Consider the following 15,564-nt stretch of genomic DNA (forward strand, 5'->3'; position numbering starts at 1 on the left):
AGCATGTGACATTTTCGTCACACGCTTATGACACGTTCAAATTGATTCCGTTTTGGAAAGGTTAATGTAAAAACTGTCCCCGCTCCGAACTCCGAATGCACATCAATATGGATCAATAACGGCGCCGCGGCTTTTTTCGCCAAGTACAGCCCCATGCCAGTGGATGCTTGATCATGGTGGTCCGTTGTAGATGTAAAACCTTTATCAAAAATACGCGGCACATCTTTTTGATCAATGCCTCTGCCAAAGTCTTTCACTTCGAGGTGCGTCCGCTCCCCTTTTTGAAAGCTTTTGATCTCAATTTCAGAGGCTTCGCTGTATTTCACTGCGTTTGTCAGCAGCTGCCTGATGATAAATGCCAGCCATTTTGCATCGCTCAGCACCTCCTCAGCCTCCAGCTGAATATCAAAGCCAATCCCTTTTTGGATACACCACGATTGTAAATCTTTGATTTCCTTGAAGATCAAAGGCTGAAGCTGAATGAATTCTACAGACAGATCATTTTCAATAAATGACATGCGTTTTTGATGAAGTTGCTGATCAAGAAGCAGGTGAATACGGAGCCATTCATATGACAGCTGGGATTTCAAAGCTTGGTCTTCCATTCTATCAATGATTAAATGCATCGCTGTTAATGGGGTTTTGACCTCATGAATCCATGCCATCAGCTCATCTTTTTCATTTTCTAATGCCAAGCGATGCCGGTCTGCGGTTTGCTTCAAGTGTTCCGTTTGCCCGGTAATGCTTCTTTCAATCATTGATTCAAACGGCGTTTCCGGTTCACTTATCGCTGTCACATCAAGATTGTTTTCCCATGTTTTCAGGCTTTTATAAAACGCCGTTTCTTTCCGATAGCGGACCCAAAGGAATATCATAAAAAACAAGACACACAAATACACCATATAAAGAACATTTTCAAATGAAATGGAGGGATCAACAAAAGCAATGAGCAAAATCAAAACCTGTTGAAACAAAAACGCGGCAATCCAGCTTCGCCTTTCAGTGAGGAATGCTTTAATCATAGAAATGATCCTCTTCCTTCGCCAGGTAGCCTTGGCCGACCTTCGTCTCGATATATGTGCCAAGCTGCAGGGCGTCCAGTTTTTTTCGCAGGCGATTGACATTGACGGTCAGCGTATTGTCACTCACAAAACGCTCATCGTTCCACAAGCTTCTGATCAGCTCTTCCCGGCTGACGATCTTGTTTTTTTGTTCTATTAATTGTTTTAAAATAAACATTTCATTTTTAGTCAGTTCAACAGTGCCTTTGTCGTTGCTGACGAGGTTCTGCTCTGCGTCTATGGCAGCCCCGCACCACGTTTTGAGCGTGTTCGCCTCCGTATTATAATGATACACACGCCGGAAAATCGCTTGGATTTTCGCAATCAGCACATCAAAATGAAACGGCTTTTGAATAAAGTCATCTGCCCCGAGCTGCATGGACATCACCATATCGGCAGGATGATCTCGGGAGGATAAAAAGAGAATCGGTACATTTGACCGGGAGCGGATCAGCCGGCACCAATGAAATCCATCAAATTTAGGAAGCTGGACATCAATAATGACACAATCAGGCTGAACCGCCGCAAATTCCTGCAGCACTTGACTGAAATCCTGAATGCCGTATACATCGTAGGACCATCCCGTTAAACGATCCTTAATTTCATGAAACAGCGATTCATCATCTTCAATCAGCAAAAGTTTAAACAATCGACTCACCGCACTTTTTCCTTTTTTATCAAGTGTATAGCAAAACGCCATCATGCGCTATAGAGAAAGCCGGCTGTCTCAGCCGGCTCGTACACATTATAATTCTCTTCTCAACGCTGTCAGCACGTTGGTTTTGGTTGCTTTTCGTGCCGGGTTCATACCGGAAATCACCGCAACTCCTCCGCAAATCACAACGGCAATGATGACAAGGCTGACCGGGATGTAGGAGAATGTGTAATTCAAATCGCCCGCATCGCCCCCGCTTGTCGCCGCGAGAATCATTGGAACGGCCAAGTTGACAAGGTAGCTCACGCCATAAGAAATGATAATCCCAATCACACAGCCTAAAATCCCGATATACGCGCTTTCCATCAAGAACATTCGGCGAATAATAGACGGACTCGCTCCAATCGCTTTCATAATGCCGATTTCCTGCGTTCTTTCTGTAACCGCCATCGTCATCGTGTTAAAAATGCCGATTGCAGAGATAATAACAGCGATACATCCGACAAAGATCAGCCCGATTTTGAAAACCATGAAGAAGGTGTTGGCTCCCTCAAGCTCGGTAGTCACTGAAGTTACATAGTACCCGTCATCTGTTAGATTATTTGTCAGCTGTTCCACATTCTCAAATTTATCAGCAAAAACGCCGATGTTAGTCTCAACATTTCCGCCTTTAAAATCCAAAAATTCGGAAAAATCTTCTTTGAATTGATCACTGATGAAGATGTTTGAGTCCTCCATCCAATCTTGAGATGGTTTTTTTGTAATACCAACAATTTTAAAGTCATATGTTTTTGTTTTTTTAACATCCCCTGTTTTGGGATCTGTTTTTGATACACTTAATTCAATTGTTTTGTTCAGAATGTCTTTCGTATAGCCTTTTGGTTCTTTTATATCTTCTGGATTTCCTTTTGCTTCCTCAATTTTTTTGTTATATTCTTCCGATTCTTTTTTCGTCAATAATCTCTTTGCAAAGTCGTATCCTACTACAATTTCATTTTCCGACTTTGCGACTCTTCCCTTTTCCAATTCCATATTGGCCTTTAATTCATCACTCATATTAGTAAAGATGAGATTAGAGCTTTCATTTGTACGATCGCCTAAAGTTGCTTTGTTTGGTTCATACACTTGCGTTCTTTCTACAACTGACCTTACATGATCATACTTCTCTAAATCAGCTTTTTTAATAGGCTTATCCCCTTCCTTGCCCATTACACTGACTTTAGTCACAACCTGCTGGCTCATCGTCATATCTGTGATTGTCTTTTGAATCCCGAATCCAACCGACGACAGCACAACCAAAAACGCACACGCCATTGTTGTCGCAAGAATTGTCATAAACACGCGGAGTCTGTTTTTCTTCATATTTCTTCTGATAAAATGAACCTGATCCTTAAACCTCAACGGTAATTCCCCCTTTTAACACACCGTCATGAAGCTGAAATTTTGAATGTCCGATAGAAGCGACTTCATCATCGTGAGTAATGATCACAAATGTAATGCCCCGCTCTCGATTCAGCTGCTGAATCAACTCAAGCACTTCCTGTTCCGTTTCTGAATCAAGGCTTCCCGTCGGCTCATCCGCTAAAATAATCGATGGGTTTAAAATCAATGCTCGCGCAATACTGACACGCTGCTGCTGGCCGCCTGACAGTTCATTCGGATAATGAGCGGCGTGATTTTCCAGACCGACGCGTTTCAGCATGTCCTGCACCTTTTGCTTGCGCTCGGACGGTTTGATCCCTTTTAACGCCAGCGGCATTTCAACATTCTCATACGTTGTTAACCCTGGGATAAGCTGAAAGCTTTGAAAAATAAATCCGAAATGGTCAAGACGAAATTGCGCCCATTCCTTTTCATTAAAGCCCGTAACATCAGTGCCGTTAATGACAATCCGCCCTTTTGTCGGCGATATGTAGCCGGATATTAAATTCAAAAGCGTTGATTTTCCTGAGCCGCTTCGTCCGACGATACAGGCGATTTCCCCTTTCGCCACGCTTAATGAAACATCCTTCAAAACTGGAACTTCATTCTCACGGCCCTTTTTCCCGATCGTGAAAGAATGGTCGATATGCTGAACATCAATCATATGTTCTCTCTCCCTTATAAAAGTTTCGTTTTTTTATAAATCGCAAAATAACTGATGAAGAAACCGATCACAGCTCCTGCAGCCATGCCAATAAGATAGCCGGCAAAGCTCTCCGTTGCGGCAAATCCAAAGTAGCCAAAGCCCAAAATGCCAATGATGATGACAATCACTTGCACCGGACGATCCAACGCTTTCCACAAAAAGAAATATCCGTTTCGTTCATTTGACAGTTTGACGAAACTGATGTAGCCGATAATGTAGAACATGATACTCATCACAGCCGGAATCACTAAATATTTCGGTGAATCTTCAACCCAGTTTGGAATGACATATGTGATTGGAAATATATACTGCATCCATTCAGGTATAGGGTAATCTAAAAATGCTGCTCCGCCAAAAAGGATATCAATGTTGATTGCAGGCAGAGTAATGACTAAAAAAGGCAAGATGGTGACGGTAAATGAGACCAGCAGCTGTGCAAAAATATGGCCTGTCAAAGCTCCGCCAGCCATAACCAAAGAATAAGCCAGCATGCTGACGATAATCATTCCCAGGCTGTAGTTGTGAAAATAAACAGCCTGTTCAGGCTTCAAAAGCATTATCAGCAAAACAGATAAAACATAACCTATGAGTTGCGGTATCACAATCACCATTCCGCCGGTAAGGAACTTCGCATTAAATATCTGCCCGCGTGTATAAGGAAGGCTCAATGTAAAATCAAACAAGCCCTTGCTTCGTTCAATCCCAAGCTGGCTGACCGCCAAGACGACACCCCAAATCCAAAACAATGAGATAAATGTGCCGTTTAAATAGTTAATCGTAAATACGCAGGTTCCGACCCACTCGTTCTGATTAGCCACGCAGCCTTGATATGAGATGTACGTATTTAAAACGGTAAAAGGATTGCTAAGCATAAATACCAAAAAAATCATGATTAGCAGAGCTTTATTATGCTTCCACTCTTTATAAAACAGCCCGGAATCCGGCACATCACTTCCCTCCAAACCGAAAGTATTTCTTAATGTTTCGTTTTCTTATAAATAGAGAAGTAGCTCACAAAGAATCCAGCCACTGCTCCAATGATCATCCCCAAAATATAACCAATAATGGAATGTCCAGAGTAATATCCAAATAACCCAAATCCAAGAATTCCGAAAGCTATGACAAGGATTTGTACCGGACGATCTAATTTGTTCCATAAGAAAAAGTGTCCGTTTCGTTCACTTGGAAGCTTTTTGAAGCCTATTAATCCAATTAAGTAAAAAAGAATGCTCATTACGGCTGGAATCAATAAAAGATATTTACTGTTAGTCAGCCATTCATTTCCAACGTAACTAATTGGTACTAGATACGATAAATTGCTCGCCAGCGAGAAATAACTCTCAGGGGAAGGGAACAATTCCCATATACTCACATCAAAAACAACTTCAAGGTTTCCAACCGGCAATGCAACAATTAAATACGGCAATACGCCGGCAGAAAGTGCAGTTAATAGCTGGGCAAAAGCATTTCCAGTTAACGCTCCGGCGGCCATCACGAGTGAAAAAGCCATAAAACTAATCACGATTACTCCAACGCTGCTGTGTTCAAAATAGTAGATGTGTTCAGGGCTATAAACAAGAATTAGCAGCCATGCAAGTAAAAAGCCAATCAATTGTGACAGCACAATCACAAAACCGCCTAACCAAAATTTTGTCTGAAAAATTTGGCTTCTGTTATATGGAAGGCTTAATATAAAATCCATCGTGCCTTTCGAACGTTCCATTCCCAGGAAGCAGACCGCCAAAATGACACCCGGCACCCAGTTGATATCTATCAGATTGCTTATGGAATAATTCACAATAAAATCACAATATTGCGGGTCTTGGCGATCAAGACATCCTTGATAAGTCAAATACGTATTAACGATAGAAAGCGGATTTGCCAGCACTAAAAACATAATACTTAACAAAATCACCACTTGATTCTGCTTCCACTCTCGATAGAGGAGGCCTCGGTCTACCATCTCCGCTTCCCTCCAAACTTCGCAATGAACACTTCTTCCAAGTTGACAGGAAGCTCATTCCACACTTTTGGCTTCAGCTCTCTTAAAAAGCTCTTGTTCTCTTCGTCGCTTTTCGGAATCAGCACCGTATAGAACACGCCGGCCTGATCGAGCATCGGAATGTTTTGCTCTCTGATGGCCAAATTGACATCTGTATCAAACGCCATTTGAATTTTGATGTATTCTTCTTTTAATTCATCAAGATCCATTACATTTGTCAGTCTGTTATCTTCGAGAAACCCAATTCGGTTGCACATCCGCTCTATGTCCTCAAGCCGGTGAGAAGTGATCAGAATGCTCGTATCACGCTCAGCCACTTCATCGACCATCAGCTGCAGCACATCATGCCTTGTCACCGCGTCTATTCCATCCGTCGGTTCATCAAGGAGAATCAGCGCCGGTCTCGCCGCAAACGATAGAACGAGCGACAGCTGTTTTTTCAAGCCTGTTGACAGCTCGCGGTATTTTTTCGCTTCTGGAATTTCATATCTGTTCATCAGCTCATTCGCGTACGTGACATCAAATTTCGGATACATTCTTCTCAGAATATCGACAAGCTGCTTGTATGTATACTTATCATAAAAAGGATTCTGAACAGGCATGTAGATGATATTCTGTTTGACCTTCGGATGCTTTTTAATTTCTACGCCGTCAAATAAAATCGTTCCGCTGTCTGCGAAAATGATTTGCTGGATTAAGCGGAGCATCGTCGTTTTGCCTGATCCGTTGCGGCCGAGCAGTCCGAAGATTTCTCCTTTTTCAATCGTTAATGAAACATCTTTTAATACCTGATTGCCGTCAATCGTTTTTGACAGCTGCCGTAGTTCAATCATTTTTTGTGCCTCCTTTCACATCAGCGCTGATTTCCTTTATCCATTCTTGCAGTTTCTCCAGCTCAACCCCTGCATAGTGTGCATCGATGATGAGCTGTTTGAGTTGCTCTTTAATCATCGTCATCTTCCCTTCAACCAGTGTCGTTTTTGCATTCTCCGATATATAGGTCCCTCTGCCCCGAAGCGTTTCAATAATCCCCTCTCGCTCAAGCTCTTTGTACGCTTTGCTGACAGTATTCGGATTCGCAATAATGATCGTCGCCAATTCTCTGACAGAAGGAAGCTTATCACCAGGCTTCATGATCCCTTTCAAACAAAGCTCTTTCATTTGCTGAATAATTTGTTCGTAAATGGGTGTTGAGCTTCTTGGATCGATTTGAATCATTTACTTCCCTACTTTCTATACGATCTGAACCTTTATAGATAAAACTGATCAATTATACTTTTTTGACATTCAAAACCGATCATCACAAGAACAAGAAAAAAAGAACAAGCGATCACAGATGCCGTGATTAGCATTGGCACGTTACGTTTGTTTCGTTTTTTATGTTTCATAACTGCCTCCCTTAATTTCAACATATATAAATGACTTTCCATCAGTGTCTATAGTGTATTACTTCAATTAGTACACTTAATACAATAAATACTTTGACGTACAAAGTCAATCCTTTTTTTGCAAAAAAACGGACCCTTATCAAAAGGGTCCGTTTCTTATACATCAAGAGGGTGCTGCAGGATCATATTATTTTGCAAAGCTTGCAGCTGAAGTCTCATTCTGTACAGCTGTTCTCTCTGCTGATCATTTGACGACAGCCACAGCTTATTCAAGGCATTAACTGCATTTTCAAGCTGCATTTGTGCATCACTGTATTCTTGATCGTTATAATGCTCTTGTTTAGAAGCGATTTTCAGCTGTTCTTCAGCATAATCATACGCCTGCATACATTGCTGGAGATGTTCATCTACTGATTGTCTTGTTGCCACAGTAACCCCTCCTCTTGGTAATGGAAACAATCCATCATTCATATTGTAGCCCCATCTGACTTCGTTCAATAAAGTAATTTATGGTCGATATTCATTTGTTCTCTTGTGAAATGCGTGCTACAATTTTAGGATGCAATCGTACGCAAGGAGGCACATGAATTGTGATGCAGAACAATCCTTTTCCTTATTCAAATACGGAAAAACGCTATCATACATTGAATTATCATCTCAGAGATCATTTTGGCCATAAGGTGTTTAAAGTTGCGCTTGACGGCGGCTTTGACTGTCCGAACCGGGACGGCACCGTTGCCCACGGCGGCTGTACATTTTGCAGCGCAGCAGGCTCCGGCGATTTTGCCGGAAATCGGGCCGATGATTTAATTACGCAATTCCATGACATCAAAAACCGCATGCACGAAAAATGGAAGGACGGCAAATACATCGCCTATTTTCAGGCTTTCACCAATACGCATGCGCCGGTTGAGGTGCTTCGTGAGAAATTTGAATCCGTCCTTGCCCTTGATGATGTGGTCGGCATTTCGATCGCCACACGCCCGGACTGTCTGCCTGATGATGTTGTTGACTATTTGGCCGAGCTGAATGAACGAACATATCTATGGGTAGAGCTTGGGCTTCAAACGGTTCATGAACGAACCGCTCTTCTGATCAACCGCGCACATGATTTTAACTGCTATGTGGAAGGCGTCAATAAATTAAGAAAACACGGCATACGGGTCTGCTCACATATTATCAACGGACTGCCTTTGGAAGACCGGGACATGATGATGGAAACCGCAAAGGCCGTCGCAGATTTGGACGTACAGGGCATTAAAATCCATCTGCTGCACCTATTGAAAGGCACACCGATGGTCAAGCAATATGAAAAAGGAAAGCTGGAATTCCTTTCTCAAGATGAATATGTGCAGCTCGTCTGTGATCAGCTTGAAATCATTCCGCCGGAAATGATCGTCCACCGCATTACAGGTGACGGACCGATAGAATTGATGATCGGGCCGATGTGGAGCGTCAACAAATGGGAAGTGCTTGGCGCCATTAATAAAGAACTTGAAAATCGCGGCAGCTATCAAGGAAAGTTCTTTCAGCGGCTTGAGGAGGAATCAGCGCTATGATTTTGAAAAAAATTCTTCCTTACAGCAAAGAGCTGCTGAAAATGGCCGCGGGAGAAGGAGATATCGTCGTAGATGCAACGATGGGCAACGGACACGATACGCAGTTTTTAGCAGAGCTTGTTGGTGAAAACGGCCATGTGTACGCATTTGACATCCAAGAATCAGCCGTGGCCAATACGAAGGAACGGCTCGGTGAGACATTTCAAGCGCGAACAACGTTATTTCACAAAAGCCATGACAAAATCGCTGAATCCCTACCGCCGGAAGCACATGGAAAAGTGGCGGCCGCTGTGTTTAACCTCGGCTATCTGCCGGGCGGGGACAAATCGATTACGACGAACGGCAGTTCAACGGTCAAAGCGATTGAACAGCTTCTCAGCATCATGAAAGATGAGGGCCTGATTGTTCTGGTCGTCTATCATGGTCATCCGGAAGGCAAAGCTGAAAAAAACGACGTGCTTGACTTTTGCCGGGACTTGGACCAGCAAACAGCCCGTGTGTTAACATATGGATTTATCAATCAGCAAAATGACCCGCCATTTATTGTCGCCATCGAAAAAAAAGCTCAAATCAGCAAATGATTTGAGCTTTTTTCTTTGAGTTTTTCATCCAGGCCATTTTTTGAAATTTCCGGTAGGCTCTGCCGTTGATATAAAAGAAAAAGGAGGTTTTTCCGCTTGCTTTGATCAGCTTCTTCGCGAGCCGGCCCATTTCCTTTTGGCCCGCCACTTTATCATCTGACAAATAAACACCCAGCAAGCCCCGATTGATTAAACGATGGAAGTTTTCATGCGGAATGCCTTGCAAATGTTCGTCGGCTTTATGGATAAAGTGTTCAAGCCGCTTCATCATTTCTTCATGCGACTGATAATACGAGCAGAAATTTAAGTCCCCTTCTAGCAAGTCCTCCTCTTGATCGATCAAATAATCCAGCAGAATGTGAAGACCTTGTATGTAAGGAAAATAACTATTGCGGATTTTTTTAGCGGTGTTTTCTGTGAAATCAGGCTGGAACGAATACGCAACAAGACAGAAAATGCCTAGCGTAGAGCCTGCACAAGCTGAAAACTCATACCATTCCATCTCAGGCAGCTCTGATTCATATTGAGTAAACCACTTCTCAAGCCGCGGAACACGCTCATGCTCAATGACGTGCTTATGCACCTGCAAATCGCAATAATAGCCGCACAGTTCAAGCAGATACGGTTTAATCATGTCGTAGTGCTCAATTGAACCAAGTACACGCTGGCACGTTTTGACCAACTCATGCAAATATCCACTGTCATCCTGTTCTTCACGGAATTGATAATAATTTTGCGGTTCCGCTCCCACTGTCAGTGCGTCCTGCATTGAGGTGTGGAGCATCCGAAAATCCTGCGGGTCAAGTGATGTGCTGCGGTCGCACAGATTGTCCAGATAATCACTGATCGTTTGATACGCGATGATAAACTCGACGCATTTCTGCTTTTGATTGCCTGACAACAAGGCCAGTATGCCGCCGCCTTCACAGTGGAACGTTTTGTCTCGAATACTTGCGGTTGCCTGTGCTTTTAATTCAGTGTTATGAATTGATTCTGATTTTTGCTTCCATATGTCCAGCTCTTGATGAACGAGCGGAAAAATATCTCGATATACTTTTGCCATCAGTCCAAAAGGATGTTCCGGTACTGTCAACACATGCACCCCCAACTAGTTCAAATATATTGATCAGTAAACGCTCTTGCTGCTTTAAAGACATCTTCTCTTTCGGGTTCATTAAATATTTCATGATAAAGCCCTTCCCACTCTTTGTACGCTTTATTGTGGGAAGCAACACCTGAAAACCACTTGATCACCATCGTTTTGTCGACAAGCTTGTCGTCACCTGCCTGCATAACAAGGAGCGGCACTCTCAAAAACGCATCTGTCGGCACCATCGCTGACTCAATTGTTTTTAACAGTTCTCTGTACCATCTGACAGATACTTTCCTGACGTATAACGAATCATTTTGGTCTGCCTCGATGACGTCTTCATTGCGCGTCGCCATATCAATTGATAATCCCGAATCAACCTTAAGTGACGGAGCAATGACATTCAGGCCTCTTGATGCAATGTCAAGCGCTTTATTGACTTTAATTTGCAGTCCGAGACACGGTGATGATAAAATAATTCCCGTAATGCGGGGATTTCTTTGCTGTTTAAACCATTCAATCGCGACCAGGCCGCCCATGCTGTGACCAAGTAGAAAAACAGGCAGCTCAAAGGTTCGCGCTTTATCTATCCAAGTATCTACTTCATCAATGTATTCTTGAAATGAGCGAATATGACCTCTTGCCCTTGTGGTTGTCCCCTGACCCGGCAAATCGCCCATGACAACGTGATAACCCGAAGATCTCCACATTTCAACCAGCCATTTATATCGTCCGTGATATTCACTTGCCCCGTGGATCATCACAATCACTGCAACAGGTCTGTCTGCTTTCCAGGTCCACATGCTGTTCACCTCATACGAAATTTAAATAGAGAAAGAAGGATGAATGTTATGATCTACCCTTATAAGGAACACACGCCAGATATTCACCCAACAGCCTTTGTAGCTGATAATGCCACAATTACCGGTGACGTCGTTATCGGAGAACAGTCCAGCATTTGGTTTTCTGTTGTCATAAGGGGAGATGTCGCGCCGACCAGAATCGGAAGCAGAGTCAATATCCAAGATTTAAGCTGCCTCCATCAAAGTCCGAACCGGACGCTTCTCATTGAAGATGACGCCACGATAGGGCATCAAGTTACACTTCATAGCGCTGTTATCCGTAAGAATGCCTTAATCGGCATGGGCTCAACCATCTTAGACGGAGCCGAAATTGGCGAAGGGGCCTTTATTGGTGCCGGCAGTCTTGTCCCTCCGGGAAAATTCATCCCGCCTGGCCACCTCGCCTTTGGCTGTCCTGCAAAAGTCATCCGCCCTTTGACGGAAGAAGACCGACAAGATATGCAAAGAATACGGTCGGAATATGTAGCAAAGGGCCAATATTATAAATCACTTCAGCAAACATAAGACCTGCTTCGTCTTACTTTACCATTTTTCAAATTATGTTTGAAAGCAATAACCATCGTTTACCCGGACGTAATGACAGTTCGGGTTTTGTTTTTTCCATAAAATGTTCACATGTAGCATTAAACGTATGACTTTTATCTTATCATAAAACATGATCAGCAACTGTAATCTGGCTCTGCAAAAATCACATTTCTATTCTTTCCTGTTCTCTATTTTCTATGAGTACATACAAAAAGAGCCCGCTGGGAGCTCTTTTTGTCAGCTGATATTGCGTTCGCTGGCAGCAGCCGCATTTTTCTTATGAAAACCTTTTCCATAATACACAGCAAGTAAGATAAGAAACCATATCGGCCCGATAATCACGGCTACTCTTGTATCGGGACTGTAAGCCATAAGAATAACGACAAATGCTAAAAATGCCAATGACACATAAGACGTAAACGGAAAGAAAGGCATTTTGTATTTTAAGTGTTTCTTTTCTTCTGGCTGCAAGCTTTTCCGGTATCTAATTTGAGAAAGCAAAATGATCGCCCACGTCCAAATCGCTCCGAACGTCGCAATGCTTGTGACCCAAGTAAACACTTTTGCAGGTACAACGTAGTTTAACAGCACGCCGACCAATAAAGCGCCCGCTGAAGCCAGAACAGCTTTACCCGGGATGCCGCCTTTTGTCAGCTGGCCATAGGCTTTTGGCGCCTCCCCCTGATCCGCTAAGTTAAACAGCATCCGACCCGTGCTGAAAATGCCGCTGTTGCAGGAAGACAGCGCGGCCGTCAAGACGACAAAGTTAATGATGCCTGCCGCAGATGGAATGCCCACTTTTTCAAATGTGAGGACAAACGGACTTCCTTGTGAGCCAATTTCCTGCCATGGATAAATAGACATAATGACAAATAAAGCACCTACATAAAAAATCAAAATACGCCAAAATACCGTATCTATTGCTTTGGCTAACGATTTTTGCGGGTTCTTCACTTCACCAGCCGTCACCCCGATCATTTCAATCCCTAAATAGGCGAACATCACCATTTGGAGTGACAATAAAACCCCTTTTATGCCATATGGAAAAAATCCTCCGTTGTTCCACAAATTGCTGATTCCCGTGGCAATGCCTCCATTGCCGACCCCTGCGATGATCATCAATAACCCGACAGCAATCATAGATAAAATCGCGACAATTTTAATCAAAGCGAACCAAAATTCCAGCTCTCCGTAAGCTTTAACAGCCAAGAAGTTAACACCCGTCATAATGATCAGCGCCGATAATGCCCATATCCAGTTTGGCACGTCCGGAAACCAGTATCCCATATAAATACCGACAGCAGTGATTTCAGCCATACAGGTGACAACCCATAAAAACCAGTAGTTCCATCCCGTTAAATAGCCTGCAAGCGGTCCCAAATAATCACGCGCATACCTACTGAAGGAGCCGGCGACCGGTTTTTGAATGGCCATTTCCCCAAGCGCTCTCATAATAAAAAACATGATCAGGCCGCTTACGGCATACGCTGCCAAAATACCAGGCCCTGCTAATTTGATAGCTGATGCGGAGCCGAGAAACAACCCCACTCCAATGGCAGCTCCTAAAGACATTAGAGAAATATGCCTCTGCTCGAGTCCGCGGTGCAGCTCTTGTTTTTGTTTTTGCATGCTCTTCTCCCCTAGAAAAAAATATCAATAAAACATTTTTCTGAATTTTTCGTGTGGATTAGGTAATCAATGATCATGGAGAAATAAAAGTATACAAGGCTTTCGACGAATCGAAAGCCTTGTCTGTTACACAAAGATGACTTCTTTAGGCTGATGGCTCAGCTCTTCAGGCATATACCGTTTTTCGATATTGATGCTGTGCCAGATCATAAAGATTAATACAGTCCAGATTTTACGGCTGTTATCAGCCTTATCCGCACAGTGGTCTTCAAGAAGCTGAAGGACATAATCCTTGTGGATATAAGCATCCGTTTGGCTTTCCTGAATAATGTTCCGCACCCATTCGTTCATTTCGTTTTTCAGCCAATGACGGATCGGTACAGGGAAACCAAGCTTTTTGCGGTTTAAAACGTGCTCAGGCACAATTCCTTCAGCGGCTTTGCGAAGAAGATATTTCGTCGTGCCGTTCTTCGTTTTCAGTTCGTCAGGAATTTTTGAAGCGACGTCAAATACGACTTTATCCAGGAATGGCACACGCAGTTCCAAAGAATTCGCCATCGTCATTTTATCTGCTTTTAACAGAATGTCACCGCGCATCCAAGTGTGGATATCAACATATTGCATTTTGTTGATATCGCTGTATGAGCTGCTTTCTGTAAAGTAAGTCTTGGTCACATCACGATATGAAAGGTTCGGATTATAATGTTTCAACAGCTGTTTTTTGACAGACTCTTCAAAGATCTTCGCGTTACCGATGTAACGATCCTGAAGCGGAGTGCAGCCGCGCTCAAGCAGGCTCTTTCCTCTCATTCCTTCAGGCATAACGGCCGCAACGTGCAGAAGCATCTTTTTCAGGCCGGACGGAATGCGCTCAAACGGTTTAAGCGAAAGCGGTTCACGGTAAATGTTATATCCGCCGAAGAGCTCGTCTGCACCTTCACCTGATAAGGCAACCGTTACATGTTTTTTCGCTTCTTTTGCAACAAAGTACAATGGAATCGCCGCCGGATCAGCAAGCGGATCATCAAAATGCCATACGATCTTCGGAAGCTCGTTCATGTATTCCTCAGGGGAAATGACTTTGCTGATATTTTCAATGCCAAGTGCCGCAGCAGTTTCTTTCGCTACATCGACTTCACTGAAGCCCTGCTGTTCGAATCCGACAGAGAAAGTTTTTAAGCTTGGATGAAATTCTTTCGCAACGGATACAATAAAGGAAGAATCGATTCCGCCAGACAGGAATGAACCGACAGGAACGTCACTTCTCATATGAACGTTTACAGAGTCATAGATCGCGTCTCTGACTTCTTTCACAAGCTTATCTTCTTCGGTCTGAACTGGCTTGAAGTTCGCTTTGAAATACGTTTTGAATGTGATATCGCCGTCCGGGCGGATTGTAAACTGTGAACCCGGCTCTACTTTTTTCACATTGGCATCAAGCGTGCTTGGTTCAGGAACGAATTGGAAAGACATGTACTGCTGCAATGCCTCTTTATCTATTTCAATATCATTCTGAGCAACCATTAAACTTTTTCTCTCTGAGGCAAAATAAACCTGATCATTGATCGTTGTGTAGTACAACGGTTTAATGCCGAATGGATCTCTTGCTCCATAAAGCACATGATCGTTTTTATTCCAAATCAGAAAGGCAAACATACCGCGCAGTTTAGACGCCGCTTCTTCTTTATAGTGACGGTAAGTCGCAAGAAGAACCTCTGTGTCCGAATCCGTGTTGAATGTATACCCCTTTGCTTCAAGTTCTTCTCTCAATTCAATATAGTTATAGATTTCTCCGTTAAAGATAATCCAATATGTTTCATCTTCATATGATAAAGGCTGTCCGCCATTTTCTACATCAATAATGCTGAGCCGTCTGAATCCGAATCCAACGTGCTCATCATGGAAATATCCATCACTGTCAGGACCGCGGTGAACGATCATTTGGTTCATTTGTTTGATTAGTTCTTCTTGATCAGCGGTTTGAGCTAACGGATGCTTGTTAAAAACCCCGACAAATCCACACATAGTATTGCCTCCATAATTAAAATTGTCATCATTGAACCCCTATTTATAGACGCTGTGA

The 15,564-nt window shown here is 43.2% G+C and carries 17 protein-coding genes; 3 read left to right on the forward strand and 14 right to left on the reverse strand.

Annotation, left to right across the window (positions count from 1 at the left end; genetic code table 11):
- Positions 1–17: 17 nt before the first annotated feature.
- The 10 genes from bceS to BSI_RS13055 form a co-directional block, all read right to left on the reverse strand.
- Positions 18–1,022, reverse strand: a complete 1,005-nt coding sequence (bceS, locus tag BSI_RS13100; RefSeq protein WP_003238008.1) for a two-component sensor histidine kinase BceS — start codon at positions 1,020–1,022, stop codon at positions 18–20.
- Positions 1,015–1,710, reverse strand: coding sequence for a two-component response regulator BceR (gene bceR / locus BSI_RS13095; RefSeq protein ID WP_032731980.1), 696 nt, complete (start codon positions 1,708–1,710; stop codon positions 1,015–1,017). The genes bceS and bceR overlap by 8 nt, the downstream gene beginning before the upstream one ends.
- A 96-nt stretch (positions 1,711–1,806) precedes the next feature.
- Positions 1,807–3,117, reverse strand: a complete 1,311-nt coding sequence (gene ytrF, locus BSI_RS13090; protein ID WP_003238010.1) for an ABC transporter permease YtrF — start codon at positions 3,115–3,117, stop codon at positions 1,807–1,809.
- On the reverse strand, positions 3,107–3,802 hold the full coding sequence (ytrE, locus tag BSI_RS13085) for an ABC transporter ATP-binding protein YtrE (protein WP_003238011.1): 696 nt from the start codon (positions 3,800–3,802) through the stop codon (positions 3,107–3,109). The genes ytrF and ytrE overlap by 11 nt, the downstream gene beginning before the upstream one ends.
- A 14-nt stretch (positions 3,803–3,816) precedes the next feature.
- Positions 3,817–4,791 carry an ABC transporter permease gene (locus tag BSI_RS13080; protein WP_003238012.1) on the reverse strand — a complete coding sequence of 325 codons (975 nt, stop codon included), beginning with the start codon at positions 4,789–4,791 and terminating at the stop codon, positions 3,817–3,819.
- 29 nt (positions 4,792–4,820) lie between these two features.
- Complete coding sequence (gene ytrC / locus BSI_RS13075; protein ID WP_003238013.1) at positions 4,821–5,807, reverse strand: ABC transporter permease YtrC; 987 nt, start codon at positions 5,805–5,807, stop codon at positions 4,821–4,823.
- Entirely contained in the window at positions 5,801–6,679 is an 879-nt protein-coding gene (gene ytrB / locus BSI_RS13070) for an ABC transporter ATP-binding protein YtrB (RefSeq protein WP_003238014.1), read from the reverse strand. Before ytrB ends, ytrC begins: the two co-directional genes overlap by 7 nt.
- Entirely contained in the window at positions 6,672–7,064 is a 393-nt protein-coding gene (gene ytrA / locus BSI_RS13065) for a GntR family transcriptional regulator YtrA (protein WP_003238015.1), read from the reverse strand. The genes ytrB and ytrA overlap by 8 nt, the downstream gene beginning before the upstream one ends.
- A gap of 32 nt (positions 7,065–7,096) precedes the next feature.
- The gene (locus BSI_RS22745; protein ID WP_003238016.1) at positions 7,097–7,234 is read right to left on the reverse strand and encodes a hypothetical protein; all 138 of its coding nucleotides are present in this window, start codon (positions 7,232–7,234) and stop codon (positions 7,097–7,099) included.
- A gap of 156 nt (positions 7,235–7,390) precedes the next feature.
- Positions 7,391–7,663: a YtzC family protein gene (locus BSI_RS13055; protein WP_003238017.1), complete on the reverse strand. Its 273-nt coding sequence runs from the start codon at positions 7,661–7,663 to the stop codon at positions 7,391–7,393.
- 161 nt (positions 7,664–7,824) lie between these two features.
- Between BSI_RS13055 and mnmL the strand changes: the two genes are divergently transcribed.
- Complete coding sequence (gene mnmL, locus BSI_RS13050) at positions 7,825–8,793, forward strand: tRNA modification radical SAM protein MnmL/YtqA (protein ID WP_003238018.1); 969 nt, start codon at positions 7,825–7,827, stop codon at positions 8,791–8,793.
- Positions 8,790–9,374 carry a tRNA 5-(aminomethyl)-2-thiouridylate-methyltransferase MnmM gene (gene mnmM / locus BSI_RS13045; protein WP_003238019.1) on the forward strand — a complete coding sequence of 195 codons (585 nt, stop codon included), beginning with the start codon at positions 8,790–8,792 and terminating at the stop codon, positions 9,372–9,374. Before mnmL ends, mnmM begins: the two co-directional genes overlap by 4 nt.
- Here mnmM and tbcS read toward each other — a convergent pair.
- Both tbcS and ytpA read right to left on the reverse strand, forming a co-directional pair.
- Complete coding sequence (gene tbcS, locus BSI_RS13040) at positions 9,364–10,467, reverse strand: tetraprenyl-beta-curcumene synthase (protein ID WP_032731942.1); 1,104 nt, start codon at positions 10,465–10,467, stop codon at positions 9,364–9,366. The two genes, mnmM and tbcS, sit on opposite strands and share 11 nt — an antisense overlap.
- A 20-nt stretch (positions 10,468–10,487) precedes the next feature.
- A complete protein-coding gene (gene ytpA, locus BSI_RS13035; RefSeq protein WP_003238021.1) occupies positions 10,488–11,267 on the reverse strand; it encodes a phospholipase YtpA in 780 nt (259 codons plus the stop codon).
- A 48-nt stretch (positions 11,268–11,315) separates the two neighbouring features.
- Between ytpA and BSI_RS13030 the strand changes: the two genes are divergently transcribed.
- Positions 11,316–11,831, forward strand: a complete 516-nt coding sequence (locus tag BSI_RS13030) for a gamma carbonic anhydrase (protein ID WP_003238022.1) — start codon at positions 11,316–11,318, stop codon at positions 11,829–11,831.
- A gap of 258 nt (positions 11,832–12,089) precedes the next feature.
- Here BSI_RS13030 and alaP read toward each other — a convergent pair whose 3' ends face one another.
- Together alaP and asnB are read right to left on the reverse strand one after the other, a co-directional pair.
- Positions 12,090–13,481 (reverse strand): alanine permease AlaP, encoded by a 1,392-nt coding sequence (gene alaP, locus BSI_RS13025; RefSeq protein ID WP_003238023.1) that lies wholly within the window; start codon positions 13,479–13,481, stop codon positions 12,090–12,092.
- 126 nt (positions 13,482–13,607) lie between these two features.
- Positions 13,608–15,506, reverse strand: a complete 1,899-nt coding sequence (gene asnB, locus BSI_RS13020) for an asparagine synthase (glutamine-hydrolyzing) (protein WP_003238025.1) — start codon at positions 15,504–15,506, stop codon at positions 13,608–13,610.
- Between the last annotated feature and the right edge of the window lie 58 nt (positions 15,507–15,564).

It is taken from the genome of Bacillus inaquosorum KCTC 13429, from assembly GCF_000332645.1.
Classification (GTDB): Bacteria; Bacillota; Bacilli; order Bacillales; family Bacillaceae; genus Bacillus; species Bacillus inaquosorum.

What these genes read in the sequence shown, in the direction of transcription:
- ytrC (WP_003238013.1), bottom strand. Translation starts at nt 5,807, where the DNA reads ATGGTAGACCGAGGCCTCCTCTATCGAGAGTGGAAGCAGAATCAAGTG.
- asnB (WP_003238025.1), bottom strand. Translation starts at nt 15,506, where the DNA reads ATGTGTGGATTTGTCGGGGTTTTTAACAAGCATCCGTTAGCTCAAACC.
- ytrB (WP_003238014.1), bottom strand. Translation starts at nt 6,679, where the DNA reads ATGATTGAACTACGGCAGCTGTCAAAAACGATTGACGGCAATCAGGTA.
- bceS (WP_003238008.1), bottom strand. Translation starts at nt 1,022, where the DNA reads ATGATTAAAGCATTCCTCACTGAAAGGCGAAGCTGGATTGCCGCGTTT.
- alaP (WP_003238023.1), bottom strand. Translation starts at nt 13,481, where the DNA reads ATGCAAAAACAAAAACAAGAGCTGCACCGCGGACTCGAGCAGAGGCAT.
- BSI_RS22745 (WP_003238016.1), bottom strand. Translation starts at nt 7,234, where the DNA reads ATGAAACATAAAAAACGAAACAAACGTAACGTGCCAATGCTAATCACG.
- ytpA (WP_003238021.1), bottom strand. Translation starts at nt 11,267, where the DNA reads ATGTGGACCTGGAAAGCAGACAGACCTGTTGCAGTGATTGTGATGATC.
- ytrA (WP_003238015.1), bottom strand. Translation starts at nt 7,064, where the DNA reads ATGATTCAAATCGATCCAAGAAGCTCAACACCCATTTACGAACAAATT.
- ytrE (WP_003238011.1), bottom strand. Translation starts at nt 3,802, where the DNA reads ATGATTGATGTTCAGCATATCGACCATTCTTTCACGATCGGGAAAAAG.
- BSI_RS13030 (WP_003238022.1), top strand. Translation starts at nt 11,316, where the DNA reads ATGATCTACCCTTATAAGGAACACACGCCAGATATTCACCCAACAGCC.
- mnmM (WP_003238019.1), top strand. Translation starts at nt 8,790, where the DNA reads ATGATTTTGAAAAAAATTCTTCCTTACAGCAAAGAGCTGCTGAAAATG.